Here is a 26,195-nt window from a genome sequence, read left to right as displayed (position 1 = left end):
GATGACGCTGCGCTTATCCGACCAGGGAAAGCTATAAATATCAGATAAATTGAATCGCTATGAGACGATTTTTGAATATAGAAAGATGTAAATGTGATGTAAAGGAAAATGCCGAATTCGATTACTCCCAATGGAACATTCAGCACCAGGCATTTCTCTGACATAATGTTCGCCATATTTTTCCCGCGTTGCAGGAGCTTTCATGGAATTTACCGCCGGTCTTATCCCCCTCGAAACCGCAATGGAACAGATGTTGTCGCGTATTGTTCCTGTCACCGAATCTGAGTCCATCCCTTTGCTGAAGGCTGCCGGGCGCATTACCTCGCACCCTGTCACTTCACCAATTGATGTCCCGGGGTTTGATAACTCTGCAATGGATGGCTACGCGGTACGCCTGAAAGATTTGGCGTTAGGTACGGCATTGCCGGTGGCGGGAAAAGCTTTCGCTGGTCAACCTTTTAGCGGTGAATGGCCGGAGGCAACCTGCATTCGCATTATGACCGGTGCACCGGTGCCAGCAGGTACCGACGCGGTGGTGATGCAGGAAGAAACCACCGTCACCGAAAGCGGTGTGCGTTTTAACGAAGCCGTGAAAAACGGGCAAAACGTTCGCCTGCGTGGCGAAGATATTCGCCAGGGCGCGAGCGTGCTACCTGCGGGTAAAAAACTGACTGCCGCGGAATTACCTCTAATTGCCTCACTGGGTATCGCCGAAGTCGCGGTGTTACGCGCGATTCGCGTCGCCGTGTTCTCAACCGGTGATGAACTGCAACTGCCAGGCACTCCGCTTGGCGAAGGGCAAATTTACGACACCAATCGCCTGGCAGTGCATATCATGCTTGAGCAATTAGGTTGCGAGGTCATTGATTTAGGGATTATCCGTGATGATCCTGAAACTCTGCGAGCGGCATTTATCGAAGCTGACAGCCAGGCCGATGTGGTGATCAGCAGCGGCGGCGTTTCGGTCGGTGAAGCGGATTACACTAAACAGTTGCTTGAAGAACTCGGTGAAGTTGGTTTCTGGAAACTGGCAATAAAACCAGGTAAACCGTTTGCCTTTGGTCGCCTGAAAAACAGCTGGTTCTGCGGCCTGCCGGGTAATCCAGTTTCTGCGGCACTAACCTTCTACCAATTGGTTCAGCCGCTGTTAGCCAAAGTAAGCGGCCAGCAAGGTAATGCCCTGCCACCACGCCAGCGTGTGCGTACCGTCGGCCGCCTGAAAAAATCCCCCGGCCGCCTCGATTTCCAGCGTGGCATTATGCGTACCGGTGAAGATGGGCAATTAGAAGTATTGAGCACTGGCCATCAGGGTTCACATATTTTCAGCTCATTTAGCCAGGCCAACTGTTTTATCATACTGGAGCTTGAACGTAGTAACGTTGAGGCGGGCGACTGGGTTGACGTTGAGCCATTTAATCATCTGTTTGGGGGCTAACCATGAGCGCTGAACTGAGCGATCAAGAAATGATGCGCTACAACCGGCAAATTATTTTGCGTGGTTTTGATTTTGACGGCCAGGAAGCGTTGAAAGCCGCGCGTGTTTTGATTGTTGGGCTCGGCGGTCTCGGTTGCGCCAGCGCGCCGTATCTGGCGGCGGCAGGTGTCGGCCACCTGACATTGTTAGATTTTGATACTGTGGCGCTGTCTAATTTGCAGCGCCAGACCCTGCACCGCGATGCCACAATTGGGCAGTTAAAAGTCGACTCTGCGCGCAATGCGCTGGCCGCAATCAACCCGCATATTCAGATTGATACGGTTAATGCGCTGCTTGATGAAGCGCAGCTGCTGGAGTTAGTAGCGAAGCACGATCTGGTACTGGATTGCACTGATAACGTGGCGATTCGCAATCAGCTCAATCAGTGTTGTTTTACGCTGAAAAAACCGCTGGTTTCCGGCGCGGCGATTCGTATGGAAGGGCAAATCAGCGTCTTTACTTATCAGAACGGTGAACCCTGTTATCGCTGCCTGAGCCGGTTGTTTGGCGAGAATGCGCTCACCTGTGTGGAAGCGGGTGTGATGGCACCGTTAGTCGGCGTTATTGGTTCTTTACAAGCGATGGAAGCCATCAAACTGCTGGCGCATTACGGCACGCCGGCCAGCGGGAAAATCGTGATGTACGACGCGATGACCTGCCAGTTCCGCGAGATGAAACTGCCGCGCAATCCGCAATGTGAGGTGTGCGGCACTCACTCGTCATAAAGCCCTACGCTACTGACCGCCGTGTGACTCTTGTGTGGGCGAATGCGGCGCACCGATTCACGCACCACCAGCATGCCGTTAAGCAGTAAATTCCCCACTGGCGCATCCGGGCGTATTAAACGTTGCTGGAGAATATGCACCGCTTCCTCACCCAACTGGTCACGCGGGACATGCACCGAAGTTAACGGTACATCGTGGATAGCTGCCAGGTTAAAACCATCGATGCTCATCACTGAAATATCATGCGGTACGCGCAAACCCGCGTTTTGCAGCGCACTGACCACTCCTGCCGCCATAAAATCACCACCCACCAAAAAAGCCGTGGGTAACTGCTGGCGCGGCGTGTTTTCCAGAAATTCGCTGATTAACTTTTCACTCTCTTTGGAGCTGAAACTTTGCGCGGTAATCAGGTGGCGTGCGTCATCAAATTGCAGGTTGCTGGCCTCCCAGGCGTCGCGAATACCGGCAAGACGCAACTCCATGGTATAGCGCCGTAAGCACAGCAAAGTGACGATCTCTTTATGGCCCTGTTCAAACAGATAACTCGCGGCAAAGTCGCCAATTAACTGGTGATCCGGTGCCACTCCCGGCAAACGCATTTTGCGGTCACGGCAGTTGATCAACACGCAAGGCTTACCGAGATCGACTGCCAGATCGTGAATGTGCGGATCGTCAATGCCCAGTAAGATCGCCGCTTCCGTTTCTGGCTCATTCATTTTGCTCAGGAACATGTTGGCGTCGCTGTCGTTTTCTTCCAGCGCGCAGTAACGCAGCCGCACTTCATGGGGTATCAGCGCCTTGCTCAGCCCCTGGGTGACGCGATAATAAAAAACGTCAGATCGCTCATCAAATGCACGCTGCGGCGCAAAAACGACCAGGCTGTTAAGTAACATACGCCCCGCCGCCATGCCCTCAAGCACGCCTTTTCGCTCGGCGCAGTTGAGCACCTGTTGCCGGGCCAGTTCGCTGGTATTCGATTTCCCGGCCAGCACGCGGGAAACCGTACTGATGGAGAGCCCTGTTTCTGCTGCAATTTCAGTGATTTTTAGCTTTTTACTCATTATGTGATCTATGCCCATTTTGGCAATGAAAAAATTTTCACGACAAATTGTAGGGCTTTATTACTGGTTTTTTCGTTATCGAACGCACGTAATTGGCTTTCAAATGAAAATTTTTGCACCGAAGTCGCTATTGCGAATGTTCTTGCTGCTCTACGCTTTCTCCATTGCCGAGATTGAACCTGCTATTTCTTGGCAAGCATTCATTAAAATAATTATTAATCAATGAGATACAAATTTATTCAATCAATGAATGGATAAATTTTTCCGATAGATACAGCTGCTTCGTGGAGAACGACATGAGTCATGGCATTAATCCGGGTGTCACTGCCGTAAAGGGCAGGCGCACCATCCGCAACCTGCGTTGGTGGGTTCTGGTGCTGTTCTTGTTAGGCGTTACCGTTAACTACATTACCCGGAACTCACTGGGTATTTTGGCTCCAGAGCTGAAAACCAGTCTTGGTATTACCACTGAACAATATTCCTGGATTGTCGCTTCATTCCAGCTTGCTTATACCCTCTTCCAACCAATTTGTGGCTGGCTGATTGACGTAATCGGCCTCAAGCTGGGCTTCTTAATTTGCGCAGGTCTTTGGGCGGTAGTGTGCATCATGCACGCAGGTGCCGGAAGCTGGCTGCATCTGGCTATTTTGCGCTTCTTTATGGGAGGTGCTGAAGCTGCGGCAACCCCAGCTAACGCCAAAACGATTGGCGAATGGTTCCCGAAAAAAGAGCGCCCTATTGCTGCGGGTTGGGCAGGCGTTGGTTTCTCGATTGGTGCCATGCTGGCACCGCCAATTGTCTATTTTGCGCATGCCTCTTTCGGCTGGCAGGGCGCGTTTATGTTCACCGGCGTGTTAGCCATGTTGTGGGTTATTTTGTGGTGGATGTTCTATCACAACCCGGAACAGCACCCGAACCTCAGCAAAGAAGAACTGGAGTTCATCAAACAAGATAACGAACCTGCTGCGGTGAAACTGCCTTTCCTGACTGCACTGAAAACCGTCGGCAAAAACAAGCGTTTCTACGGTATTGCTATCCCTGCTTTTATGGCCGAACCGGCATGGGCAGTGTTGAGCTTCTGGGTTCCGCTGTATCTGGCAAACGAACGTGGAATGGATCTCAAACAAATTGCCATGTTCGCCTGGCTGCCGTTCCTCGCCGCCGACCTCGGCAGCGTGGCAAGTGGCTATCTGACCAAGCTTTATACCCGCTGGTTTGGTTACTCACGCACCAACTCCATCGTCGCCAGTTCGGTGACCGGGGCTTTCCTGATGATCTCGCTGGCACTGGTTGCCATCACTAAAGATCCGTACGTCGCCATTGCATTGATTTCGATTGGTGGCTTCGGGCACCAGATTATTTCCTGCATGTTGAGTGCGCTGGTTGTGGACTCCTTTGATAAAGGCCAGATGGCGACGGTCAACGGCATGCGCGGTTCTGCGGCCTGGATCGCCAGCTTCTTATTCTCACTGTTGATTGGCGTCACCGCCGACAAAATTGGCTACAACCCGCTGTTTATCGCCATGGGCTTCTTTGACCTGATTGGCGCTGTATTCCTGGTTTCTTTTATTGCTGAACGCCGCACTAAGCGCGCCTGATAGATGGATTGTGAACGATGAAAACGTTGAAAACCTGGACACTATTAAAATCTGATGCCCACCACGTGGAGTTAAGCGTGGATGGCAAACATCGCCTGAATTTGTTCGTGCTGGAGCAAGGCATGTTCCGCGTGCTAATTAAGCGCGAAAACAAACTGGCACTGAACCGCACCTGGAGCATTGCGCCAGAAAGTGATGTGCCGTGGGAAGGCCGCGACCGTGAAAGCCTGCAAGGTTTCGCTCTGCCTGGTTTCACGGTAGAAGAATTAGATGACACTCTGCGCATCAGCACCGATAAACTGCGCGTCACTGTTCACCAGCCGCTGTGGCTGGAGTGGGAATATCTGAATCAGGATTCCCAGTGGCAATTGCTGGCAAGCGACCGCCCAACCAGCGCTTATCTGCTGAACGCCCATGGCGATGGCGTGGCGCATTATCAGCGCCGCTTCAAAGAAGAACGTTATTACGGCCTGGGCGAAAAAGCTGGCCCGTTGCAGCGCACCGGTAAGCGTTATGAAATGCGCAACCTCGACGCAATGGGCTATAACGCGGAGTCTACCGATCCGCTGTACAAACATATTCCGTTTACCATTACGCGCCGCCCGGACGTGAGCTTCGGGATGTTTTACGACAACCTGAGCTGCTGCTGGCTGGATTTGGGTAACGAAATCGACAACTACCACCTGCCCTACCGCCGCTGGCAGGCAGAATCAGGCGATGTCGATTATTACCTGTTCCTCGGCCCGCAGGTTTTAGACGTCACCAAAGCGTTTGTGCGCCTGACCGGTAAAACGCTGTTTGGCCCGAAATGGAGCCTCGGCTACAGCGGTTCAACCATGCATTACACCGACGCACCGGATGCGCAAAACCAGCTGATGAGCTTTATAAAACTGTGCGACGAACACGCGATCCCATGCGATTCGTTCCAGTTGTCATCGGGCTACACTTCCATCAAAAACAAGCGTTATGTGTTCAACTGGAACTACGACAAAGTGCCGCAACCAAAAGTGATGAGCCAGGCATTCCACGATGCGGGCATCAAACTGGCGGCGAACATTAAGCCGTGCCTGTTGCAGGATCATCCTCGTTATCAGGAAGTGGTTGAGCAAGGTCTGTTTATTAAAGATTCCGAGCAAGATAGCCCGGAACGCTCGATCTTCTGGGACGATGAAGGTTCACACCTCGATTTCACCAACCCGGCAACGGTCAAATGGTGGCAAAACGGCGTCACTACGCAACTGCTGGAAATGGGTATCGACTCCACCTGGAACGATAACAACGAATACGAAGTGTGGGATGGCGAAGCACGTTGCTACGGCTTTGGCCAGGAAATCGCCATCAAAAATATTCGCCCAGTCATGCCGCTGTTGATGATGCGTGCCTCACTCGAAGCACAACAAGCCTTTGCACCGGAAAAACGCCCGTATTTGATTTCGCGTTCAGGTTGCGCCGGGATGCAGCGTTACGTGCAAACCTGGAGCGGCGATAACCGCACCAACTGGAATACGCTGCGCTACAACACTCGTATGGGCGTGGGCATGAGCCTGTCAGGTTTGTATAACGTCGGGCATGACGTCGGCGGTTTCTCTGGCGACAAACCAGATGCCGAGCTGTTTGTCCGTTGGGTACAAAATGGCGTGATGCACCCGCGCTTCACCATTCACTCATGGAATGATGACCAGACTGTCAACGAGCCGTGGATGTACGCAAGTGTGACTCCGGCAATCCGTAGCGCGATTGAAACACGCTATCGCCTGCTACCGTATTTCTACACGCTGCTGTGGCAAGCCCATGCTGACGACGAACCGATGCTGCGCTCCACCTTCCTTGATCATGAGCACGACGCGAAAACCTTCGAAGAGTGTGATGACTTTATGCTGGGCCGTGATTTGCTGGTCGCAAGTGTGGTGGAAGAAGGCCAACGCGAGCGCGAAATCTGGCTGCCAGAAAACGGCGCGGGTTGGTACGATTACTACACCGGCCAGTGGTATAGCGGCGGCCAGACAATTGTGGTTGATGCTCCGCTAGAACGCCTGCCGCTGCTGGTACGCGCCGGTGCTGCCCTGCCGCACTCTGCACGCATTACGCATGTGTTAGCGAGCGCTGATAATGTGCGCGAGTTGAAAGTGTATCCGTTGCAAGGGACAGGCGTTTCACACGGCAGCCTGTTTGAAGACGACGGCGAGTCATGGGGTTATCAGCAAGGTAATGCGTTGTGGCTGAGCTGGGAAATTCGCTGCACAGCGGATGAGGTTCATGTGTCGTTTAGCCGTAAAGGGGATTATCAACCGGCATGGAGCGAGATGAAGTTGACGCTTCCTGCTGGGGAAAAACGCCGTTTGGTTGTTGATGGCGTTGAGCAGGATTTATTGAAGATTTAAGATATAAAAAAACCGCCGAAAGGCGGTTTAAAACTGCTGACGAAGCTATTTCGTAGGTCGGATAAGCGCAGCGTCATCCGACAATCAGGTGCAAATGGTGGATGACGCTAGCGCTTATCCACCCTACAAAACTAAATTAACCGTCAATGCCTTTACTGCGCAGGTAATCTTCGTACCCGCCGGTAAAGTCAATCACACGCTCTGGGGTAATCTCAATCACACGCGTTGCCAGCGAGCTAACAAACTCACGGTCGTGAGAAACGAAGATCAGCGTGCCTGGGTACATTTCCAGCGCCATGTTCAGCGACTCGATAGATTCCATATCCAGGTGGTTGGTAGGTTCATCCATCACCAGAACGTTCGGGCGTTCCATCATTAACTTACCAAACAACATGCGGCCTTTTTCACCACCGGAAAGCACTTTAGCAGGCTTTTTGATGTCATCCTGGCTGAACAGCAGACGGCCAAGAATGCTGCGCACCGCTTGCTCGTCGTCGCCTTCCTGCATCCACTGGCTCATCCAGTCGAACACCGTCAGGTCATTTTCGAATTCGTATTCGTGATCCTGCGCGTAATAGCCGATTTGCACATTCTCAGACCACTTCACAGTACCTGCGTCTGGAGTCAGTTCAGCAACCAGGGTTTTAAGCAGAGTGGTTTTACCCACGCCGTTGGTACCCAGAATCGCCAGTTTTTCACCCACTTCCAGCAGCATGTTAACGCCTTTGAACAGTGGGCCGTTATCAAAGCCTTTAGACATAGCTTCAACTTCAAGCGCATTACGGAACAGTTTCTTGTCCTGCTCGAAGCGAATGAACGGGTTCTGACGGCTGGATGCTTTAACTTCGTCGAGTTTGATTTTATCAATCTGACGCGCACGAGAAGTCGCCTGGCGAGATTTAGAGGCGTTGGCACTAAAACGGCTAACGAAGGATTGCAGGTCTGCAATCTGCGCTTTTTTCTTCGCGTTATCAGACAACAGGCGTTCACGCACTTGTGTTGCTGCCGTCATGTATTCGTCGTAGTTGCCTGGATAAACACGCAGTTCGCCGTAGTCCAGATCCGCCATGTGAGTACACACCATGTTCAGGAAGTGACGGTCGTGCGAAATGATGATCATGGTGCTGTTACGTTCGTTCAGCACGGTTTCCAGCCAACGAATGGTGTCGATGTCCAGGTTGTTCGTCGGTTCATCAAGCAGCAGAATTTCTGGGTTTGAGAACAGTGCCTGCGCCAGCAACACACGCAGTTTCCAGCCTGGAGCAACTTCGCTCATCGGGCCGTAATGTTGTTCTACAGGAATGCCGACACCTAACAGCAGTTCACCCGCGCGTGCTTCAGCGGTGTAACCGTCCATTTCGCCGTACAACACTTCCAGGTCAGCCACTTTGTAGCCGTCTTCTTCGCTCATCTCTGGTAACGCGTAAATGCGGTCGCGCTCTTCTTTTACTTCCCAGAGTTCAGCGTGGCCCATGATTACCGTGTCGAGCACGGTGAATTTTTCAAAGGCGAATTGATCCTGACGCAACTTACCGAGGCGTTCGTTCGGATCAAGTGAAACGTTACCCAGCGTTGGCTCTAAATCGCCACCGAGGATCTTCATAAAGGTAGACTTGCCGCTACCGTTAGCGCCGATCAAGCCGTAACGGTTGCCGCCGCCAAATTTGACAGAAATATTTTCAAACAGCGGCTTACTGCCGAACTGCATTGTGACGTTGCTGGAAACTAGCACAGAGATGTCCTGGTAAAAGAAGTTTTAAGATGTGAGATCCGGCACATTATGCCATAACTCAATGTGCAGATCGCCCTGCTTGTTCACTGGCGATAAAATAATCAATATGGAAAAAAATGTGATTTAATCCACATCTGATTTCCCTGGTCGCGAGAATGCACATATAATGCGCGGCTAAACCGCTCCGTTTCTTCACTAACTAGCCTGCATGGCCGTAAATAATTCGCATACCATGAATATGAAACTACGCACTATTTTACTGGCATTTGTGGCTGTCGTGTCTTTTAGCAAAACAGCTTCTGCCGTGACCTATCCTCTGCCTACTGATGGCAGCCGTTTGATTGGTCAAAACCAGGTTGTCACCATTCCTGAAGGTAGCACCGCACCGCTGGAAGAATTCGCAGCACGTTACCAGATGGGTCTTTCCAACATGTTGGAAGCAAACCCGGGTGTTGACCCGTATTTGCCAAAGCCTGGTACCATCCTGAATATTCCTCAGCAGCTGATTCTGCCGGACACCGTCCATGAAGGTATTGTTATTAACAGTGCTGAAATGCGCCTCTACTATTACCCTGCTGGCTCCAACACGGTTATCGTGCTGCCAATCGGTATCGGCCAGTTGGGTAAAGACACCCCACTGAACTGGACAACAAAAGTAGAACGTAAGAAAGCGGGCCCAACCTGGACGCCAACGAAGAAAATGCACGCAGAATATATTGCTGCCGGTACGCCACTGCCAGCGGTTGTTCCAGCTGGCCCGGATAACCCGATGGGTCTGTATGCACTGTACATTGGTCGTCTGTATGCAATTCACGGTACCAACGCAAACTTTGGTATCGGCCTGCGCGTGAGCCACGGTTGTGTGCGTCTGCGTAATGAAGACATCAAATTCCTGTTCGAGAAAGTGCCGGTCGGTACCCGCGTTCAGTTCATCAACGAACCGGTTAAAGCCACCGTTGAGCCAGATGGTACGCGCTACATTGAAGTGCATAACCCACTGTCGACCACTGAAGCGCAGTTCAACTCCACTGAGATTGTCCCTATCACGCTGAAAAACAACGTGACCGCGATTACCGCTCAGCCTGACGTTGACAGCACCGTATTGGATCAAGCTATTCAGGGCCGTTCCGGTATGCCGGTACGCTTGAACTAAGCGAAGATTACAGCTTTGAAGAGCGGCCTACGGGCCGCTTTTTTTGTCCTCAAAATACCTGTTGTGATAATGCCCAAAACTTTCTGGAACGTTCCAGACAGGAATGTTTGGTATGCTAATAATTCATGATGTGACCGGTAGCACATTTTTGAGTTTAATTGTATGATGAATGCGTTTTCTAAAAGGTAATCACTATGCGTAACTCACTCACCGCACTATGGCAGTACCTGCGGGCATTTATATTAATTTACATATGCTTATATGCAGGTATTGCCATTTCGTCACTGCTTCCTATCACCATCCCCGGCAGCATTATTGGCATGCTGATTCTGTTTGTATTGCTGTCGCTGCAAATCGTCCCTGCCAAATGGGTTAAACCCGGTTGCCAAATATTGATTCGTAACATGGCGCTGCTGTTTGTGCCGATTGGCGTAGGTGTGATGCAGTATGTCGATGTAATAAAACAACAATTTGGCCCTGTTGTGGTCTCATGTTTTATCAGTACCCTGGTGGTGTTAGTGGTAGTGAGCTGGAGTTCCCAGTTAATGCATGGCGAGCGTAAAGTGGTGAGCGAGCGCGAGGGTGAGACAAAATGATTCATCATCTTTGGTGGTCTTTACCTTTAACACTGGCGACTTTTTTCCTGGCCCGCCAGGTTGCTGTCCGTTATAAATCGCCGGTTCTGAACCCGTTGCTGATTTCCATGATTGTGATAATCCCAATCCTGGTCTTTACCCGTACCCCTTACGAACATTATTTCGAAGGCAGTAAAGTATTAAATGACTTGCTGCAACCGGCCGTTGTTGCCCTCGCCTTCCCGCTTTACGAACAGCTTCACCAGATTCGCGCGCGCTGGAAATCCATTATCACTATCTGTTTTATTGGCAGCATGGTGGCGATGATTACCGGTACTTCGGTGGCATTGCTGATGGGGGCAACTCCGCAAATTGCCGCTTCGATTTTGCCGAAATCAGTGACCACCCCTATCGCAATGGCAGTCGGTGGCAGTATCGGTGGGATCCCGGCGATTAGCGCAGTCTGTGTGATTTTTGTCGGTATTTTGGGTGCCGTATTTGGTCATACCCTTTTGAATTTAATGAACATTACCACTAAGGCGTCTCGTGGTCTTGCGATGGGGACGGCATCTCATGCCCTCGGCACCGCTCGCTGCGCGGAACTTGATTACCAGGAAGGGGCTTTTAGCTCATTGGCGCTGGTGATCTGCGGCATCATTACCTCACTGATTGCCCCGTTCCTGTTCCCGGTTATTTTGGCCGTTGTAGGTTAAAACTTGCGAGAGATCGCGCATTTTCATTCTTTATTTCATACGTTGCATTTGTAATTAGATGAAGATCACATATAAAGCCTATACAGACCCGTAAACTACGGGTCAATCACTTGTTATGAGGCTAATTTCCATGCGCTCACGTTTTCAGGCTGCTCTCGCACAACTCCCGGCTGCACTGCAAACCGCACTGCAACCCTTGATTACTGACTCTCATTTCCCAGCAATGTTTATTGCTTCCGAAGTAGAATCACTGAAAGCTCAGACCGGCCTTGATGACGATGCATTGGCCTTCGCCTTATTGCCACTCGCAGCCTCTTGTGCACGTGCTGATTTATCACAGTTTTATGTTGGCGCTGTGGCGCGCGGTGTAAGCGGTAACCTTTATTTTGGCGGCAATATGGAGTTTCTCGGCTCCACCATGCAGCAGACCGTTCATGCCGAGCAGAGCGCAATTACTCACGCGTGGATGCGCGGTGAAAAAGCACTCTCCGCCATTACGGTTAACTACACACCTTGTGGCCATTGCCGCCAGTTTATGAACGAGCTGAATAGCGGTGTAGCACTACGCATTAATTTGCCAGGCCGTAAACCCGCCACGCTTGGCGATTATCTGCCTGATGCCTTTGGCCCACGCGATTTAGAAATCAAAACCTTGCTGCTTGATGAAATGGACCATGGCTTTGAGTTGCAGGGCGATGAATTAAGCCGTGCCGCCATTGCCGCGGCAAACCGTAGCCATGCGCCGTACAGCAACGCGCCTTCAGGTGTGGCGCTGGAAATGCGTGACGGGACGATTTTCAAAGGGAGCTATGCAGAAAACGCGGCATTCAATCCTTCCCTGCCACCACTGCAGGCCGCACTGAATCTGCTGAGTCTTTCGGGTTATGACTATAACGATATTCAGCGGGCAATACTTGCTGAAAAAGCCGAAGCACCACTAACCCAATGGGATGCGACCGCTGCCACATTAAAAGCGCTGGGCTGTATGAATATTGACCGCGCACTTTTGAATTGATATTCACAGTACGGGCGTGCTTGCGTCCGTACTGTTTAAATTTAACGCAACCAACGCAGTGAATCTTGCTCTTACCCACCAGGTAAAGTAGCCTTGAATAAAATTCCCTCCTTTTTTAGAGCCGCAAGTCCATGTTGAAGCGCGTGTTTTATAGCCTGTTGGTGATAATCGGATTGGCTGTGGTCGCTGCGCTATGTCTTGACCGCTGGATAAGCTGGAAAACTGCACCTTACGTCTATGATGAATTGCAGGACTTGCCCTACCGCCAGGTCGGCGTGGTGCTTGGAACCGCCAAATATTACCGCACAGGCGTGATTAATCAGTATTATCAATTCCGTATTCAGGGCGCGTTAAATGCTTATAACAGCGGTAAAGTAAATTACCTGCTGTTAAGCGGCGATAATGCCCAGCAAAGCTACAACGAACCCATGACCATGCGTAAAGATCTGATTGCCGGTGGTGTTGACCCGGCCGACATCGTGCTGGATTACGCTGGTTTTCGTACCCTGGATTCTATCGTTCGTACCCGCAAAGTCTTTGATACCAACGATTTCATCATTATCACTCAGCGTTTCCATTGCGAACGTGCGCTATTTATTGCCTTGCATATGGGTATTCAGGCGCAGTGTTACGCCGTTCCCTCGCCCAAAAATATGATGACTGTACGTATCCGTGAATTTGGTGCCCGATTAGGCGCGCTCGCGGATCTGTATATCTTTAAACGTGAACCGCGTTTTCTTGGCCCATTAGTGCCAATTCCTGCAATGCATGAAGTACCTGAAGATGCACAAGCTTATCCGGCTGTGACGCCAGAACAGTTGCTGGAGTTACAGAAAAAACCCTAAAGTAAGCCCTCAAGGAAGGAAGAATGGCTGTTAATAAAATATTACTGGCATTGGTTCCCGCACTCAGTCTGCTGGCTGCACCTGCACTGGCGCAGGCAGAAGAAGAATGCATGGCGCAGTTAAAAACACAGGCCGCGTTGCTGCATCCTACAAGTCAGCTAAATGAAAGTAACAGTGCCTGCAAAGTGTGGCCGTGGGCTCCAGACAAAACCATTATGGTGATGATGTTATCTGCGCCTGACGGTGAACCGGATTTTACCATCTATGATGTCGATGTGATGGTGACGGACACACAAAGCGGCAAGGTAATTGCGCGCAATACCCACCCGCAAGCCGTTCAGGATGATGCGATAGCAACTAGCTCTGTCACCATCGATACAGCACGTTACCAGCTCACCCCAGATTTACGCGCCTTTGCCATCCGCTTTGTCCATACTGGTTCTTCCAATGTTAACCAGTTCGGTGTTGAAAGCCTGAATATGTATGTGCTTAAAGACAAAACGCTGCCTTTGCTGGTTAATCACTTCAGTATGGTGATTGACAGCGGAGAGTGGGATGGGGCTTGCACGGGATATTTTACGAAAAACAAGCGAACTATTTCGGTGTTAAACACTACCAGCAACGGCTATGCCGATCTGCGAGTACACGATAAAAAAGTCTCAAATGAAACAAACCGGGATAAAGCCGGTAAATGTGCAGAAACAAAAGTTGGCGAAGAGGAAACAGATATTATTCTGCGTTTTGATGGGAAAGTTTATCCGGTGGATAAAAAAGAGCAGTTTGACAGTGCATTTTGATTAAATGATCAGGGTGAGCCTTCGCCCACCCTGACAATAAATTACTTCTTACGTGCGTATTTCAATGAATCCAGTGCGACCGCGAAGATAATGATCGCACCCTTGATAATGTACTGCCAGTAAGGGTTCACGCCGATATACGTCAAACCGTAGTTGATGACGGTGAAGATGATAACACCGGTCACCACGCCCACGACCGTCCCCACGCCGCCGCTGAATGACACACCGCCGACGACGCACGCCGCAATCGCATCCAGTTCGTACATGAAGCCAAGGTTGTTGGTCGCAGAACCGATACGCCCAGCTTCTAACATCCCGCCGAAGGCGTAGAACACACCAGACAGCGCGTAAATCATGATCAGGTTCAGTGCAACGTTAACACCAGAAACTTTAGCGGCTTCAGGGTTACCACCGATGGCGAAGATGTTCTTACCAAAGCGCGTTTTGTTCCACAGAATCCAGACAAAGCCAATCGCAATCAACGCATAGAACGTGATGTACGAGAGCTTAAAGTTACCCATCTTGATAAAGCCCTGGGTAAAGGTCGAGAACCCGCTATCGAACCCCGCAATTGGCGATGCGCCAACAAAGTCGTAGTACAGGGAGTTGATACCGTAAACGATGATCATGGTACCCAAAGTGGTGATAAACGGCGTCACGTTCAGGTAAGCAATGATAATACCGTTAACCAGACCAATGATTGCGCCGATAGCACAAACGATCAGGATAACCAACGGGATTGGCATGGTGCTCATTTCAGGGAAAACTTTGTTTACGTTTTCCATTGATTGCAGGAATGTCGCCGCGACAACCGCCGCTAAACCTACCTGGCGACCTGCTGACAGGTCAGTACCCTGAGTCACAATCAGCCCCGCCACACCCAATGCAATGATGATACGCACGGAAGACTGGGTCAGAATGTTACTTAAGTTCATCAAGCTTAAAAACGTTGGGTCCTGGAAAATAATAATCGCCAGCAGCACCAGCAATACGACATAAATGCCGCCTTCTTTCAGATAAGTTAGAAAACTTTTCTTATTTAACGCACTCATTTTAATAGCCCCTAAATTATCAAAGGTGCACAGACGCAAGACGTAATATTTCGTTCTGCGTGGTTGTTTTAGTGTCTACAATTCCGGCAACGAGACCATTGCTCATCACCAGGATACGATCTGTAATCCCTAACAACTCTGGCATTTCGGACGAAATAATGATGATTCCTTTCCCTTTTTTGGCGAGTTCAGCAATAAGCTGATAAATTTCAAATTTAGCCCCAACATCAATCCCGCGAGTCGGTTCATCTAACATTAAAATTTCTGGCTGTGTTAATAACCAACGGCCAATAATCACTTTTTGTTGGTTACCACCGGACAGCGAACCAATCGCCGTGCGATGACCTGGTGTTTTGACACGCATTGAGTCGATTACCCATTGGGTATCGCTTTTCATGCGCGAATTATCCAGTAAGCCAACTTTGTTTTTATAATTGCGAATATTAGAAATCAGTGAGTTAAAACCAATATCCAGGTACGCATAAATACCGGTTGAGCGACGTTCTTCTGTCACCAGGGCAAAGCCATGGTTAATCGCTTCGTTCGCGCTATGGTTATTAATCTTTTTGCCGTGCAACGTAATAGTACCGTCTGATTTTTCACGGATACCAAAAAGTGTTTCAACAATATCAGTACGTTTTGCACCGACCAGACCAGCAATGCCAAGAATTTCCCCTTTGTGCAAATCAAAGGAAACATCGCGAATCGAAGGCTGACGTAGTGAAGTCAGGTTACGGACTTCCATAATCACTTCACCCGGCACGTTTTCTTTTGTCGGGAAGCGTTGGTTTAGCGAGCGGCCCACCATCATGGAGATAATTTTATCCATATCCAGCCCTTCTAATGGCTGGGTGGCAATCCACTGCCCGTCACGTAAAATCGTGATTTCATCGCACAGCTGGAAAATTTCTTCCATTTTGTGGGAGATATAAACAATACCGCAGCCGCGTTCTTTTAATTTACGGATGATTTTGAAAAGGTGATTAACTTCTTTTTCTGTCAGTGAGGATGTTGGCTCATCCATAATGACGATTTTGGCATTGTAAGAAAACGCTTTGGCAATTTCGATCATCTGCATTTGTGATACTGACAATGTGCCCACACGTGCTTTAGGGTCAATATCAATATCCAGTTCATCGAAAATATGTTTGGTATCGCGGTACATTTTGTCCTGGTCGACAAATACACCTTTAGTTGGGTAGCGCCCCAGCCACATGTTATCCATTACGGTACGTTGTAAAACCAGGTTTAATTCCTGGTGCACCATAGAAATACCATTTTCCAGCGCTTCTTTGGTGCTGGAAAAGTTAACTTCTTGTCCCTGAAAAAGAATACTGCCGGAATCTTTGGCATAGATCCCAAATAGGCATTTTAATAATGTTGATTTGCCTGCACCGTTCTCACCCATTAATGCGTGAATGGAATGAGGACGAACTTTTAAATTAACATTATCCAGTGCCTTAACGCCGGGGAATGATTTATTAATGTTGGTCATTTCCAACAAATATTCCGACGACTGATTTGTAATATTGTCGACCATAATTACGGTTCCAATAGTGTCACTGAGTGGATTGAGCCGGACGAAAATCACATCCGGCTCGACACTTTTTTTAAAACCATATCCAAAATAATTCGAGTTGCACAAAGGCGACAAGCTCGTGAGTCCCCGGCAGCTTACTTAAGTAAGTGACCGGGGTGAGCGAGTGCAGTTAACGCATCTGCGGCTCGAAGTATGAAGGATACTTATTTACCAGTAAATTCAGCCAGATTGCTCTGATCAACACCGACGTATGGGATACGAACGATTTTGTTCTCAATCTTCCACTTAGTGCCTTCAGCGGCAGGCTTACCATCGGCCAGGTTTTTAGCCAGATCGAAGGTTGCTTTAGCCTGGTTGTTGGCATCGTTCAGAACGGTACCGGCCATTGCGCCAGATTTAACCAGTGCCAGAGCTTCTGGCAGGGCATCAACACCAAAGACTGGAATAGAAGATTTGTTGTGCGCTTTCAGCGCTTCAACTGCACCCATTGCCATCGCATCGTTGTTGGCAATAACCACTTCGATTTTGTTAGCGTTCGGGCCAGACAACCATGCGTCCATCTTATCTTTTGCCTGAGCGGTATCCCACATTGCAGTATCTAACTGCAGCTGTTGAGTTTTCAGGCCTTTGGTATTCAGCTCTTTAATAACATAGGTAGTACGAGCTTCAGCATCCGGGTGGCCTGGTTCGCCTTTGAGCAGAACGAATTGAACCTGACCATCTTTGTTCAGATCCCATGCCGGGTTAGCTGCCCAATGTTTAGCAATCAGGTCGCCCTGGATGATGCCAGACTCTTTAGAGTCAGTACCCACGTAGTAAGCTTTGTCGTAGCTATCCAGCGCTTTACGAGAAGGTTCTTTGTTGTAGAACACGATTGGAATGTTCTGGCCGCGAGCTTTTTCGATAACGGTGCCCGCAGCAGCAGGGTCAACCAGGTTGATTGCCAGTGCTTTCACGCCTTTTGCCAACAGTACGTCAATCTGATCGTTCTGCTTGGACTGGTCGTTTTGCGAGTCGTTCATCAGCAGTTCTACGTCTGGAGAAGCTTTTGCGTCTTTCTCAATCGCTTTGCGAACCACTGACATGAAGTTATCGTCATATTTATAAATGGTCACACCAATACGGGTATCAGCTGCATGAGCGGCTGCGCCAAACAACATGCAAGACATAACAGCGGACAGGGTCAAAACCTTCTTATTCATGGTATCTCCGGTTTTTTGCAGGGTAGTACATTAGGTATTCAGGCAGGCAGCACTGTTACAAAAATGTTACTGAATGCCGAAAATTTTCTATAGTAAAAAACTCTTCCGTGTTCGGTAACGATCCATAACTGCTTTTATTGATGATTTTTTTGCTTAATACCTATGCGCAAACTGATGAGTCAGCGTTACATATAGTTTCAGCTGATAAAACGCTGACATCATAGTCATCGCAATGTTAATTAACTGTGAATTTACTCACAAATTGAAACCGGTTACATCAAAGACTTTATTCAGAGAGTGATCGATGCCGCAATTTGCCGTGGAGCCACCGAATGACGGCGCACCAAAGTCGGCATAAAACAGTGCGTTGCACCAATATCGAGCGTTCCTGCCGCCCCTTGTAGCGCCAGTTCCGTCGCCAGACGTGCCATTGAAACAATGGGGTATCGCACCGTGGTGAGTTGCGGATCGGTGTAACGCGCGATGGGAATATCATCAAAACCGATCACTGAAACATGATGCGGCACGACAATCCCGTTATCTTTCAAGGCGGTTAACGCTCCGGCCGCCATGCTGTCGTTGTAAGCAAACACCGCACTGAGTTGCAGATTGCGGCCAAGCAATTCCACCATTGCCGCTTCGCCGCCCTGCATATCCGGTGAACCTACGCCTACCCAGCTTTCTGGCGGGGTAATCCCCTGCTCTGTCATGCCACGCATCCAGCCTTCACGGCGTTGTGCGTTATCTTCAATCGCATGACTGGAGGCCAGATAACCAATGCGTTGATGACCTTGATTAAACAGCATTCGTGTTGCCATCAACGCACCACTGACGTTATCAAGCCCCACGCAACGGTGTTCGTAGCCCGGCACAATTCGGTTAACCAGCACCATGCCGGGAATTTGATCGAGGAACTCAGCTAATTCTTGGTCACCGAGAGCTTTAGCATGAACAATCAATGCGTTACAGCGCTGACGAATCAACACTTCAATGGCATGACGCTCTTTTTCTTCCTGGTGGTAGCTGTTGCCGATGAGCACATATTTGTTGTGCTGCTGTGCCACAACATCCACGGCCTTCACCAGCGCGCCAAAGAACGGATCGGACACATCCATCACCACCACGCCGATGGTATCGCTGACCTGAGTTGCCAGAGCCTGGGCGTTAGCGTTTGGCCGATAACCCAGCTGCGCCACCGCCTGCATTACGCTTTCACGGGTGTCCGCACTGACCAGCGCGCTGTTGTTAAGTACACGAGAAACGGTCGCCACTGAGACACCGGCGATGCGGGCAACGTCACGAATGGTGATCATATTTTTCACCAGTCGAAAGAGGAGTTAGTCTCATGAATGCACCCTGTATTTGGCAAGGTGGCTATTCTGGCAGCGACGCGGGAATGACTACGTGAGGATGATCACATCGATGAAAACGGTTACATACAAATCGTTAACGTTTGTGATGTATATCATTATCTTGTTGTATGTTTCAGAGAAACCCCAGCAGCACGTGCTGTGAGTTGTCGCCATAGCCATTCAATTGGCCCCTGGCGGAAGAAACGCAGCCATAGCATTGAAAAGACAATGTTGATGACCCAGACCGCGGGAACGAAAGCCAGCAGCGACAGGCGGTCATACTTCATATAACCGCCCATCTGGAAGAAGAATGCGGTGCAAATCAGCGTTTGCAGCAAGTAATTCGATAGCGCCATGCGCCCGACATGCGCGACAGCATTCACCAGTCGCCAACGCGAAAGCTGCGGCCAGTAGCCAAATGCCAGCGCGGCATAACCGATAGTTTGAAACGGCGCACTCAATTCACGCGGGGCTTGCAGCAAGAAAGCACACCAGCGATAACCCCAGCCAAGGTGCCACTGGGCATAAATAGCCGGAATGTTGATTAACATACCGACGATAATCAGCCACCAGCCGGTGCGGCGGTAATGATGCAAACTGAACGCCCCACGCAACCAACCGCTACGCATTAATGACGCGCCCAACAGCATCATTCCAGCCAGTTGCCAGCCGTACTGCGCGCCTAACGCCACTAAATTTGAGGAAAGTAAGTCAATGCGATTACTGATAGCTTCGCTCCCGCCCTGCAATTTCCACCATTGCTCATACTGCAGGTTGGCCGCATCCGGCACCCAGGAACGGTTCGGCGCATCACCAGAGATAAAGCCCAGCAACAGCAATACCCCAATGCCGGTGAGATAGAGAATTACCCCGGTATTAAACAGTGAGCGAATCCCCGGCGCGTCGCGAATCAAGCGCCAGCACACCAGGCCGACTAAACCATAAGCCAGCAAAATATCGCCATCCCATAACAAGATAGCGTGCATGAAACCCAACAAGACTAATAACGTCAGACGTGACTGAATCCAGCGTTTGCCGCGATGTAACAACATCTGCAAGCCAGCGCCAAATAATAAAGCGAATAAGGTGAGGAATTTGACCTGGGCAAAGAGATCAAGAATGGCCCATGTCCAGGCCTCGCGGTCAGTAATAGCACCGGACCAGGCAGGGTTCAGATACGCCGCCTTCGGCAAACCGAAGGCCACGATATTAAGCAGCAGAATGCCGAGAATAGCGACGCCACGGACAAAATCCAGCGTACCGTTTCTCTCCATACACCCTGCCTGATAAATGTTAGTTATGACGCACAGCGCGCAGAAATTCCTGACGGGTATTCTGGCTGGATTTGAACAAGCCGCCTAACGACGTGGTCGTCGTGGCACTGGTTGCATCCTGCACACCACGCGCTTTCACACAATAATGGACCGCATCAATAGATACCGCCACATTGTTGGTGCCAAGCAGCGTTTGCAGGGCAATCAGGATTTGCTGAGTTAAGCGTTCCTGAACCTGCGGGCGCTGGGCAAAGAATTGCACAATGCGGTTAATTTTTGACAGGCCAATGACGGTGTCTTTTGGCAGATATGAAACTGTCGCTTTACCGTCGATAGTCACGAAATGGTGTTCACAGGTACTGGTGAGCGTGATGTTGCGCACGGTGACCATTTCATCGACCTTCATCTTATTTTCGATGACGGTGATTTTTGGGAAGTTGGCATAATCGAGGCCGGAGAAAATCTCATCGACATACATTTTGGCGATGCGATGCGGCGTTTCCATCAAGCTGTCGTCGCTCAAATCAAGATTCAGCAACTGCATGATTTCCGTCATATGCTCGGCAATCTGACGTTTGCGGGTTTCGTTATCAAGTTCACGCAATTGCGGACGCAGCGGGGTTTCCAGGCCGCGTGCAACTAATGCTTCGTGAACCAATGCGGCTTCTGGACTTAATGATGGCATACTATTTTCTCCTGCAGGTGTGGCTGACCTCGGCCCTACATGGGGCAAAGTGTGCGCTTATTGTGCGTGAGCACGGTCGCATAATCCAGTAGTGCGGACGATAATTAATGAAATCGTCAAAACCTTCGCCAAACTAAACCGCCACCAACCAACAATGCCAACCCTGCGACATATAAAGCTGGCTCCAGTTGCCCGGTTAGCGAAGTCGAGGTTGCCGATAACATTGGCCCAACCACCTGCCCCATCGCGTATCCGCTGGTCAGTAATCCCGCCATATAACGGGTATGTTGCGGTGCCAGTTCACGGCCATATTGTAATGACAATTGCACCGCACATAAGAACCCGCCGCCCACTAACAACGCCCCCAGAACCAGCCCGCTGATACCGGGAATGATATCTGAGGCGAATACTCCAAGCGCCTGCAACCAAAGTACCAGCGCTAAGCGTTGATGGGTTTGCAGCCAAAATCGTGTGGCAATACCCAGCAAAATACCGCATACCGCCGCACCGCCAAATATCGGCCAGACGAATTGCGCGAATACGCTACCAGGAAAACGTGCGCTAGCCATTTGCGATAAAAACGTCGCGGGCAGAATATAGCCAAATCCGGCGAGGCTGTAGCTCAACACCAGCCGTTTGAGCGGCGCGGTTAAAACCAGCGGTACGGGTGCCGTTTCCGGGCGATGTAACTCCCCTTTGCGTGGTAAGTTGCGGGCGATTAATAAGATCAATAACAACGCCAGAACGCCATAAACCAACCAGCCGTGAGCTGCGGATAAACCATAACTGTGGATCGCCACCGCCAGCAAACCGCTGATAAATATCCCGGCACCAGGACCGGCAAATACCGCAGCGCTTAAACCGGGCTTGCCTAAACGCGCCAGTTGCTCGTTGCTCCAGGCGGCAATTAACACCATTGCCCAGCCACTGGCACAGCCAATCAGGAAGCGAATCAGCGCGTGCCACAATGCGGAATCGACGGTGGCGGATAACAGCGTCAAAACCACCGCCCCCCAAACACCGAGCATCAAACGGAATTCGACACGCCGGTGCGCGCGCATGGCATCCCACGCGCCAATCAGATAGCCGAGATAGTTAATCGCGGCTACCAAACCCGCACTGGTTAAGGTAAGTTGCCCTTCCGCTATCATCAGCGGGACTTGTGGCGTAAAGGCAAAGCGGCCAATGCCCATTGCCACCACCAACACCAGAAATCCCGTCAACGCGATACGAAGTGCCACATCGCCCCCAATTGTTACGATTTCGTTGCCAGCATGATGCCGCATGACTAGACTGGGGTGAAGTGAAAGTTATTCATTGATATTGAATATATTTAAGGACATTTATATGGAACTGCTTGAAGAACACCGATGTTTTGAAGGCTGGCAGCAGCGCTGGCGCCATGATTCCGCGGTATTGAAATGCCCGATGACGTTCAGTATTTTTCTGCCAACTCCGCGCACCACTCCCCCACCCGTTCTGTACTGGCTGTCAGGCCTGACCTGTAACGACGAAAACTTCACCACTAAAGCGGGCGCACAACGTGTCGCTTCTGAACTGGGCATTGTTCTGGTGATGCCGGACACCAGTCCGCGCGGTGAAAATGTGCCGAATAATGAAAGTTACGATCTCGGCCAGGGCGCAGGTTTTTACCTGAACGCGACAGAGCAGCCGTGGGCTGACCATTTCCGCATGTACGACTACATTAATCACGAGTTGCCCGCGTTAATTGCCGATAATTTCAGCATCAGCGATAAAGCCTCTATTTTCGGCCATTCGATGGGCGGCCACGGCGCACTGAGCATCGCGTTGAAAAACCCTGGCCGTTATTGTTCGGTTTCTGCATTTGCGCCGATTGTGAATCCAACGCGCGTCCCGTGGGGGAAAAAAGCGTTTGCGGCTTATTTAGGTGCAGACGAAGAGAAATGGCGCGAATGGGATAGCTGCTGTTTATTGATGCAGGCCGATAGCGCGCAGGCGATTCCGGTGCTTATCGATCAAGGGGATGCCGATCAGTTCTTAGCAGATCAACTACAACCCGCGCAGTTTGCTGAAGTGGCGCGGCAGAAAAACTGGCCGTTAACTCTGCGGGTGCAGCCAGGTTACGACCATAGTTATTACTTTATTGCTTCGTTTGTGGAAGACCATTTGCGGTTCCACGCGGAGCATTTGGGGTAACTGTTTGATTTGGTTTGCCCTCACCCCGACCCTCTCCCACAGAAGAGGGAGAAAACTGGGCTATCCCCTCTCCCTCAGGGCTGTCTCTTAGTCACAACTTTGAGGGGCGATTTAAGCCGGACCCGAAATTCAAGGTCAAAGTCAAAAGCCAAGGCGGTTTTGACTTTGTTCCCGGCTTCAATCGCGCCGTTTTTTACCCTTCAGTCGGGGTCACGTGGTCGGGAACCACGTGAGAGAGCGATCGTCGGGAACGAGTCGCGAACGACCCCGAATGTTGGGTGAAAAACGGTGTTTACCGCTTGCGGCGATTGATTTGCCGTGCGCCTGGATTATCAAGGGGTTGGCGTTAACCCCTTGATTCGTTCACCGTTTGCGGGAATCACAGAGATAACTGAACGCACGAGTGAACGGAAAATCAGCGAGGCTTACAGATCTCACCCTGACAAGATTGCCAGGGCGAGGGGGGAAAATCAGAACGTGTAATCCACCGCCATAAAGTAACGACGACCATCTTCGTTATAACTGTAATCGTCGCGGCTCAAATCTTTATCGCCGAGGTTCAGCACACCCGCGCGCAATTTGATGTCTTTCGTCGCCTTCCATGCCGCACCGGTATTCCACACCACATAACCGCCAGGTGTTGGTGCGCCATCAGTCGTGGCACGCTGCTCGCCGGTGTAGTTCGCAGAAACATAGAACGACCAGTCATCCAGCGGCAACCAATCCACCGTGCCGTTGGCGGTATGGAATGGCAGTGAAGCCAGCGGCTTATTGTCACCGCCACTCAAATCTCGCCCATCGTTATAGGTGTAATTCAGCGTCAATTTCCATTGATCGTTGAATGGCACTTTCACCTCAGTTTCTACGCCACGAACACGCGCTTTGTTAACGTTGTAATATTTGAAAATTGGCCGGCCCGCGCTGTCAAAACCAACAAAGTTTGGATACGACGGCGCCAGTGCACGGTTCTGCGTACGGTTAATATCAATCATGTCGTCGAGGTTGTTCTGGAAGGTGGTGATACTGCCAGACACACCATCCAGTAGACCTTCATCGCCTGCGTAATACAGACCGAATTCGAAGCTTTCACTGGTTTCCGGTTTCAGATCGGGGCTGCCGACAATCTTACAAGAGCCACGGCAAGAGTTGCTGGTCCAGTCGGGGCTCAGTTGCAGCAACGATGGCGCTTTAAATGCCGTTGCCCAGCCGCCTTTCATGGTGATGGTGTCGGTCGCGCTATACACCAGGTAAGCTCGCGGGCTCCAGTGATCGCCGTAAGTTTCGTGGTCGTCCATACGCACGCCGGTGGTCAACGCCAGCGGTTCGAAAATCCGCCATTCATCTTCCAGGAACAAGGCGTACTGGCTGGCAGAGGTTTCGCTGCTGTTACTGCCGGAGAGGTTAACTGGGTCAGTTAATTTATCGTGACGCCATTCGCCGCCAAAGGTCAGTAATTGGTTGATGTCGCCCAAAGGCAGCACCAGTTTGCCATCGAGGCTGTTGTTGCGCGAGGTGATAGGTGAACTGTTGCCTGGATTGAGGTTATCGATTTTATCGCCATAAAAACGCAGTTCGGTATTGCCGTAATCCCAACGCCCGTTATGGGAAATCGAGTAATCCTGGCGCTCCATACGGTTTTTATTCAGCGAGTCAGAATCACGGTCCTGGCGGTCAAAACCATAACCAAAGCTCATGTCCTGGTTTTCGGTTGGCGTCAGGGCAAATTCCGCACTGCCGCTGCGCGTGGTATAGCCTTCAATGCGCGGCGTTTCACCCGTAGTACTGGTGCTGGAAGATTCTTGTTTGTCTTTTTCGCGCTTGCCAAGGTTGCCGTAAACTTTGACGCCGAGCAGGTTGTCGATGATGGGGCCGCTGGCAAAGAAGTTGCTGTTATAAGAATCCCCACGATCGCGATTTTCCTGAATGGTGGTATCTGCCGTCACGGTGCCGTGCCAGGCCTTGCCCACTTTGCGCGTAATAATGTTGACCACGCCGCCTAACGCATCGGAACCGTAAAGTGAAGACATCGGCCCACGCACCACTTCGATACGTTCAATGGCGTCAACCGGGATCCAGTTCAGGTCAAAATCGTTATGACGGAAGACGGCATTACGCGAGTTCACCCGCTTGCCATCAACCAAAATCAACGTGTAGCTACTGTCCAGACCACGAATACTGACGCCCTGGCGGTTATCCCCTTCATTAGTCAGTTGCACACCTGGGACTTCCTGCAAAACATCTTTCAGGTTCTGGATAGGCTTTTTCTTCAGATCTTCTTGAGTAATAACGCTAATACTGGCTGGGGCATCTTTGAGATTTTGCTCGGTGGCAGACGCAGTCACCACCATCGTGTCTTCACGTTGTTCGGCAATTACCGGAAACGCAGCGGTGATTATTGACGCGCAGAGTCCTCCCCGGACGATGGGATTCAACCTTAACATTCCTTTCTCCATGAGGTGAATTACAAGCTAAAAGGCTCACATTCCTTGGTGCGTCGCCCGCTACATTGGCAAACGACGTCGAACCTTACTCACCGACATCCAGCCGGGGTAAAGCGTGGCGACACCATAAATTAAACGAGAATGGTTATCAATCAAATTGTTAAATTTTGTAAGGTATCGAGTGCAGTTGTAACGGCAGGAACGGGGTTTGTAGGGCGGATAAACGAAGTGTCATCCGCCATTGTGAAGTGAATTATTGACCGCTATTTATTGACCGTAATAGGCGCTTTTACCGTGCTTACGCAGATAGTGTTTATCGAGCAATTGCGGCTGCATATTGCCGCCTGACACCCAAGAAACGGCGATACGGCGAAGGAATATCCAATAGATAATCAGGGTAAA

21 protein-coding genes are annotated in these 26,195 nt (G+C 50.4%); 11 read left to right on the top strand and 10 right to left on the bottom strand.

Features of this window, described 5'->3' with window-relative positions:
* The first annotated feature begins 202 nt into the window (after positions 1–202).
* On the top strand, positions 203–1,435 hold the full coding sequence (gene moeA / locus MNO13_RS07520) for a molybdopterin molybdotransferase MoeA (protein ID WP_241939701.1): 1,233 nt from the start codon (positions 203–205) through the stop codon (positions 1,433–1,435).
* A gap of 2 nt (positions 1,436–1,437) precedes the next feature.
* Positions 1,438–2,199 (top strand): molybdopterin-synthase adenylyltransferase MoeB, encoded by a 762-nt coding sequence (gene moeB / locus MNO13_RS07515; RefSeq protein WP_241939700.1) that lies wholly within the window; start codon positions 1,438–1,440, stop codon positions 2,197–2,199.
* Here moeB and MNO13_RS07510 read toward each other — a convergent pair.
* Positions 2,187–3,260 carry a LacI family DNA-binding transcriptional regulator gene (locus MNO13_RS07510; protein ID WP_133521925.1) on the bottom strand — a complete coding sequence of 358 codons (1,074 nt, stop codon included), beginning with the start codon at positions 3,258–3,260 and terminating at the stop codon, positions 2,187–2,189. The two genes, moeB and MNO13_RS07510, sit on opposite strands and share 13 nt — an antisense overlap.
* A 296-nt stretch (positions 3,261–3,556) precedes the next feature.
* Between MNO13_RS07510 and MNO13_RS07505 the strand changes: the two genes are divergently transcribed.
* On the top strand, positions 3,557–4,858 hold the full coding sequence (locus tag MNO13_RS07505; RefSeq protein ID WP_241939699.1) for an MFS transporter: 1,302 nt from the start codon (positions 3,557–3,559) through the stop codon (positions 4,856–4,858).
* 17 nt (positions 4,859–4,875) lie between these two features.
* Positions 4,876–7,239 carry a glycoside hydrolase family 31 protein gene (locus MNO13_RS07500; protein ID WP_241939698.1) on the top strand — a complete coding sequence of 788 codons (2,364 nt, stop codon included), beginning with the start codon at positions 4,876–4,878 and terminating at the stop codon, positions 7,237–7,239.
* Positions 7,240–7,375: 136 nt separating this feature from the next.
* On the opposite strand, the gene MNO13_RS07495 is transcribed toward MNO13_RS07500, so the two are convergent.
* Complete coding sequence (locus tag MNO13_RS07495) at positions 7,376–8,971, bottom strand: ABC-F family ATPase (RefSeq protein ID WP_064545022.1); 1,596 nt, start codon at positions 8,969–8,971, stop codon at positions 7,376–7,378.
* A gap of 232 nt (positions 8,972–9,203) precedes the next feature.
* On the opposite strand from MNO13_RS07495, the gene ldtB reads away from it, so the two are divergent.
* The 6 genes from ldtB to MNO13_RS07465 all read left to right on the top strand — a co-directional run bounded on the left by ldtB (position 9,204) and on the right by MNO13_RS07465 (position 14,069).
* Positions 9,204–10,124: a L,D-transpeptidase gene (ldtB, locus tag MNO13_RS07490; RefSeq protein WP_064545113.1), complete on the top strand. Its 921-nt coding sequence runs from the start codon at positions 9,204–9,206 to the stop codon at positions 10,122–10,124.
* Between the two features lie 194 nt (positions 10,125–10,318).
* Positions 10,319–10,720, top strand: coding sequence for a CidA/LrgA family protein (locus tag MNO13_RS07485; protein WP_133521928.1), 402 nt, complete (start codon positions 10,319–10,321; stop codon positions 10,718–10,720).
* Complete coding sequence (locus MNO13_RS07480) at positions 10,717–11,412, top strand: CidB/LrgB family autolysis modulator (RefSeq protein ID WP_232887287.1); 696 nt, start codon at positions 10,717–10,719, stop codon at positions 11,410–11,412. Before MNO13_RS07485 ends, MNO13_RS07480 begins: the two co-directional genes overlap by 4 nt.
* A gap of 130 nt (positions 11,413–11,542) precedes the next feature.
* Positions 11,543–12,427: a cytidine deaminase gene (gene cdd / locus MNO13_RS07475; protein WP_121815220.1), complete on the top strand. Its 885-nt coding sequence runs from the start codon at positions 11,543–11,545 to the stop codon at positions 12,425–12,427.
* Positions 12,428–12,558: 131 nt separating this feature from the next.
* Positions 12,559–13,272: an outer membrane permeability protein SanA gene (sanA, locus tag MNO13_RS07470; RefSeq protein WP_133521930.1), complete on the top strand. Its 714-nt coding sequence runs from the start codon at positions 12,559–12,561 to the stop codon at positions 13,270–13,272.
* 23 nt (positions 13,273–13,295) lie between these two features.
* Positions 13,296–14,069: a PA3715 family protein gene (locus MNO13_RS07465; protein WP_241939697.1), complete on the top strand. Its 774-nt coding sequence runs from the start codon at positions 13,296–13,298 to the stop codon at positions 14,067–14,069.
* Between the two features lie 41 nt (positions 14,070–14,110).
* On the opposite strand, the gene mglC is transcribed toward MNO13_RS07465, so the two are convergent.
* The 7 genes from mglC to MNO13_RS07430 all read right to left on the bottom strand — a co-directional run bounded on the left by mglC (position 14,111) and on the right by MNO13_RS07430 (position 22,415).
* Positions 14,111–15,121 carry a galactose/methyl galactoside ABC transporter permease MglC gene (gene mglC, locus MNO13_RS07460; protein WP_064545011.1) on the bottom strand — a complete coding sequence of 337 codons (1,011 nt, stop codon included), beginning with the start codon at positions 15,119–15,121 and terminating at the stop codon, positions 14,111–14,113.
* A gap of 19 nt (positions 15,122–15,140) precedes the next feature.
* Positions 15,141–16,661 (bottom strand): galactose/methyl galactoside ABC transporter ATP-binding protein MglA, encoded by a 1,521-nt coding sequence (mglA, locus tag MNO13_RS07455; protein ID WP_064545008.1) that lies wholly within the window; start codon positions 16,659–16,661, stop codon positions 15,141–15,143.
* A gap of 203 nt (positions 16,662–16,864) precedes the next feature.
* Positions 16,865–17,863: a galactose/glucose ABC transporter substrate-binding protein MglB gene (gene mglB, locus MNO13_RS07450; RefSeq protein ID WP_064545006.1), complete on the bottom strand. Its 999-nt coding sequence runs from the start codon at positions 17,861–17,863 to the stop codon at positions 16,865–16,867.
* A gap of 290 nt (positions 17,864–18,153) precedes the next feature.
* Complete coding sequence (galS, locus tag MNO13_RS07445) at positions 18,154–19,176, bottom strand: HTH-type transcriptional regulator GalS (protein WP_064545004.1); 1,023 nt, start codon at positions 19,174–19,176, stop codon at positions 18,154–18,156.
* A 155-nt stretch (positions 19,177–19,331) separates the two neighbouring features.
* Complete coding sequence (gene yeiB / locus MNO13_RS07440; RefSeq protein WP_064545002.1) at positions 19,332–20,489, bottom strand: DUF418 domain-containing protein YeiB; 1,158 nt, start codon at positions 20,487–20,489, stop codon at positions 19,332–19,334.
* A gap of 19 nt (positions 20,490–20,508) precedes the next feature.
* A complete protein-coding gene (gene folE, locus MNO13_RS07435) occupies positions 20,509–21,174 on the bottom strand; it encodes a GTP cyclohydrolase I FolE (protein ID WP_064545000.1) in 666 nt (221 codons plus the stop codon).
* A gap of 116 nt (positions 21,175–21,290) precedes the next feature.
* Positions 21,291–22,415 (bottom strand): YbfB/YjiJ family MFS transporter, encoded by a 1,125-nt coding sequence (locus tag MNO13_RS07430; protein WP_241939696.1) that lies wholly within the window; start codon positions 22,413–22,415, stop codon positions 21,291–21,293.
* Between the two features lie 106 nt (positions 22,416–22,521).
* Here MNO13_RS07430 and fghA point away from each other — a divergent pair, with 106 nt between their 5' ends.
* Entirely contained in the window at positions 22,522–23,352 is an 831-nt protein-coding gene (gene fghA / locus MNO13_RS07425; protein WP_064544998.1) for an S-formylglutathione hydrolase, read from the top strand.
* A gap of 470 nt (positions 23,353–23,822) precedes the next feature.
* Here the strand turns inward: fghA and cirA are convergent, their stop codons facing one another.
* The gene (gene cirA / locus MNO13_RS07420) at positions 23,823–25,793 is read right to left on the bottom strand and encodes a catecholate siderophore receptor CirA (protein ID WP_241939695.1); all 1,971 of its coding nucleotides are present in this window, start codon (positions 25,791–25,793) and stop codon (positions 23,823–23,825) included.
* Positions 25,794–26,195 lie beyond the last annotated feature (402 nt).

Source organism: Buttiauxella ferragutiae (assembly GCF_022637515.1).
Lineage (GTDB): Bacteria > Pseudomonadota > Gammaproteobacteria > Enterobacterales > Enterobacteriaceae > Buttiauxella > Buttiauxella ferragutiae.
This window is presented reverse-complemented; position numbering and strand designations above follow the sequence as displayed.

What these genes read in the sequence shown, in the direction of transcription:
- moeA (WP_241939701.1), top strand. Translation starts at nt 203, where the DNA reads ATGGAATTTACCGCCGGTCTTATCCCCCTCGAAACCGCAATGGAACAG.
- moeB (WP_241939700.1), top strand. Translation starts at nt 1,438, where the DNA reads ATGAGCGCTGAACTGAGCGATCAAGAAATGATGCGCTACAACCGGCAA.
- MNO13_RS07510 (WP_133521925.1), bottom strand. Translation starts at nt 3,260, where the DNA reads ATGAGTAAAAAGCTAAAAATCACTGAAATTGCAGCAGAAACAGGGCTC.
- MNO13_RS07505 (WP_241939699.1), top strand. Translation starts at nt 3,557, where the DNA reads ATGAGTCATGGCATTAATCCGGGTGTCACTGCCGTAAAGGGCAGGCGC.
- MNO13_RS07500 (WP_241939698.1), top strand. Translation starts at nt 4,876, where the DNA reads ATGAAAACGTTGAAAACCTGGACACTATTAAAATCTGATGCCCACCAC.
- ldtB (WP_064545113.1), top strand. Translation starts at nt 9,204, where the DNA reads ATGAATATGAAACTACGCACTATTTTACTGGCATTTGTGGCTGTCGTG.
- MNO13_RS07485 (WP_133521928.1), top strand. Translation starts at nt 10,319, where the DNA reads ATGCGTAACTCACTCACCGCACTATGGCAGTACCTGCGGGCATTTATA.
- MNO13_RS07480 (WP_232887287.1), top strand. Translation starts at nt 10,717, where the DNA reads ATGATTCATCATCTTTGGTGGTCTTTACCTTTAACACTGGCGACTTTT.
- cdd (WP_121815220.1), top strand. Translation starts at nt 11,543, where the DNA reads ATGCGCTCACGTTTTCAGGCTGCTCTCGCACAACTCCCGGCTGCACTG.
- sanA (WP_133521930.1), top strand. Translation starts at nt 12,559, where the DNA reads ATGTTGAAGCGCGTGTTTTATAGCCTGTTGGTGATAATCGGATTGGCT.
- MNO13_RS07465 (WP_241939697.1), top strand. Translation starts at nt 13,296, where the DNA reads ATGGCTGTTAATAAAATATTACTGGCATTGGTTCCCGCACTCAGTCTG.
- mglC (WP_064545011.1), bottom strand. Translation starts at nt 15,121, where the DNA reads ATGAGTGCGTTAAATAAGAAAAGTTTTCTAACTTATCTGAAAGAAGGC.
- mglA (WP_064545008.1), bottom strand. Translation starts at nt 16,661, where the DNA reads ATGGTCGACAATATTACAAATCAGTCGTCGGAATATTTGTTGGAAATG.
- mglB (WP_064545006.1), bottom strand. Translation starts at nt 17,863, where the DNA reads ATGAATAAGAAGGTTTTGACCCTGTCCGCTGTTATGTCTTGCATGTTG.
- galS (WP_064545004.1), bottom strand. Translation starts at nt 19,176, where the DNA reads ATGATCACCATTCGTGACGTTGCCCGCATCGCCGGTGTCTCAGTGGCG.
- yeiB (WP_064545002.1), bottom strand. Translation starts at nt 20,489, where the DNA reads ATGGAGAGAAACGGTACGCTGGATTTTGTCCGTGGCGTCGCTATTCTC.
- folE (WP_064545000.1), bottom strand. Translation starts at nt 21,174, where the DNA reads ATGCCATCATTAAGTCCAGAAGCCGCATTGGTTCACGAAGCATTAGTT.
- fghA (WP_064544998.1), top strand. Translation starts at nt 22,522, where the DNA reads ATGGAACTGCTTGAAGAACACCGATGTTTTGAAGGCTGGCAGCAGCGC.
- cirA (WP_241939695.1), bottom strand. Translation starts at nt 25,793, where the DNA reads ATGTTAAGGTTGAATCCCATCGTCCGGGGAGGACTCTGCGCGTCAATA.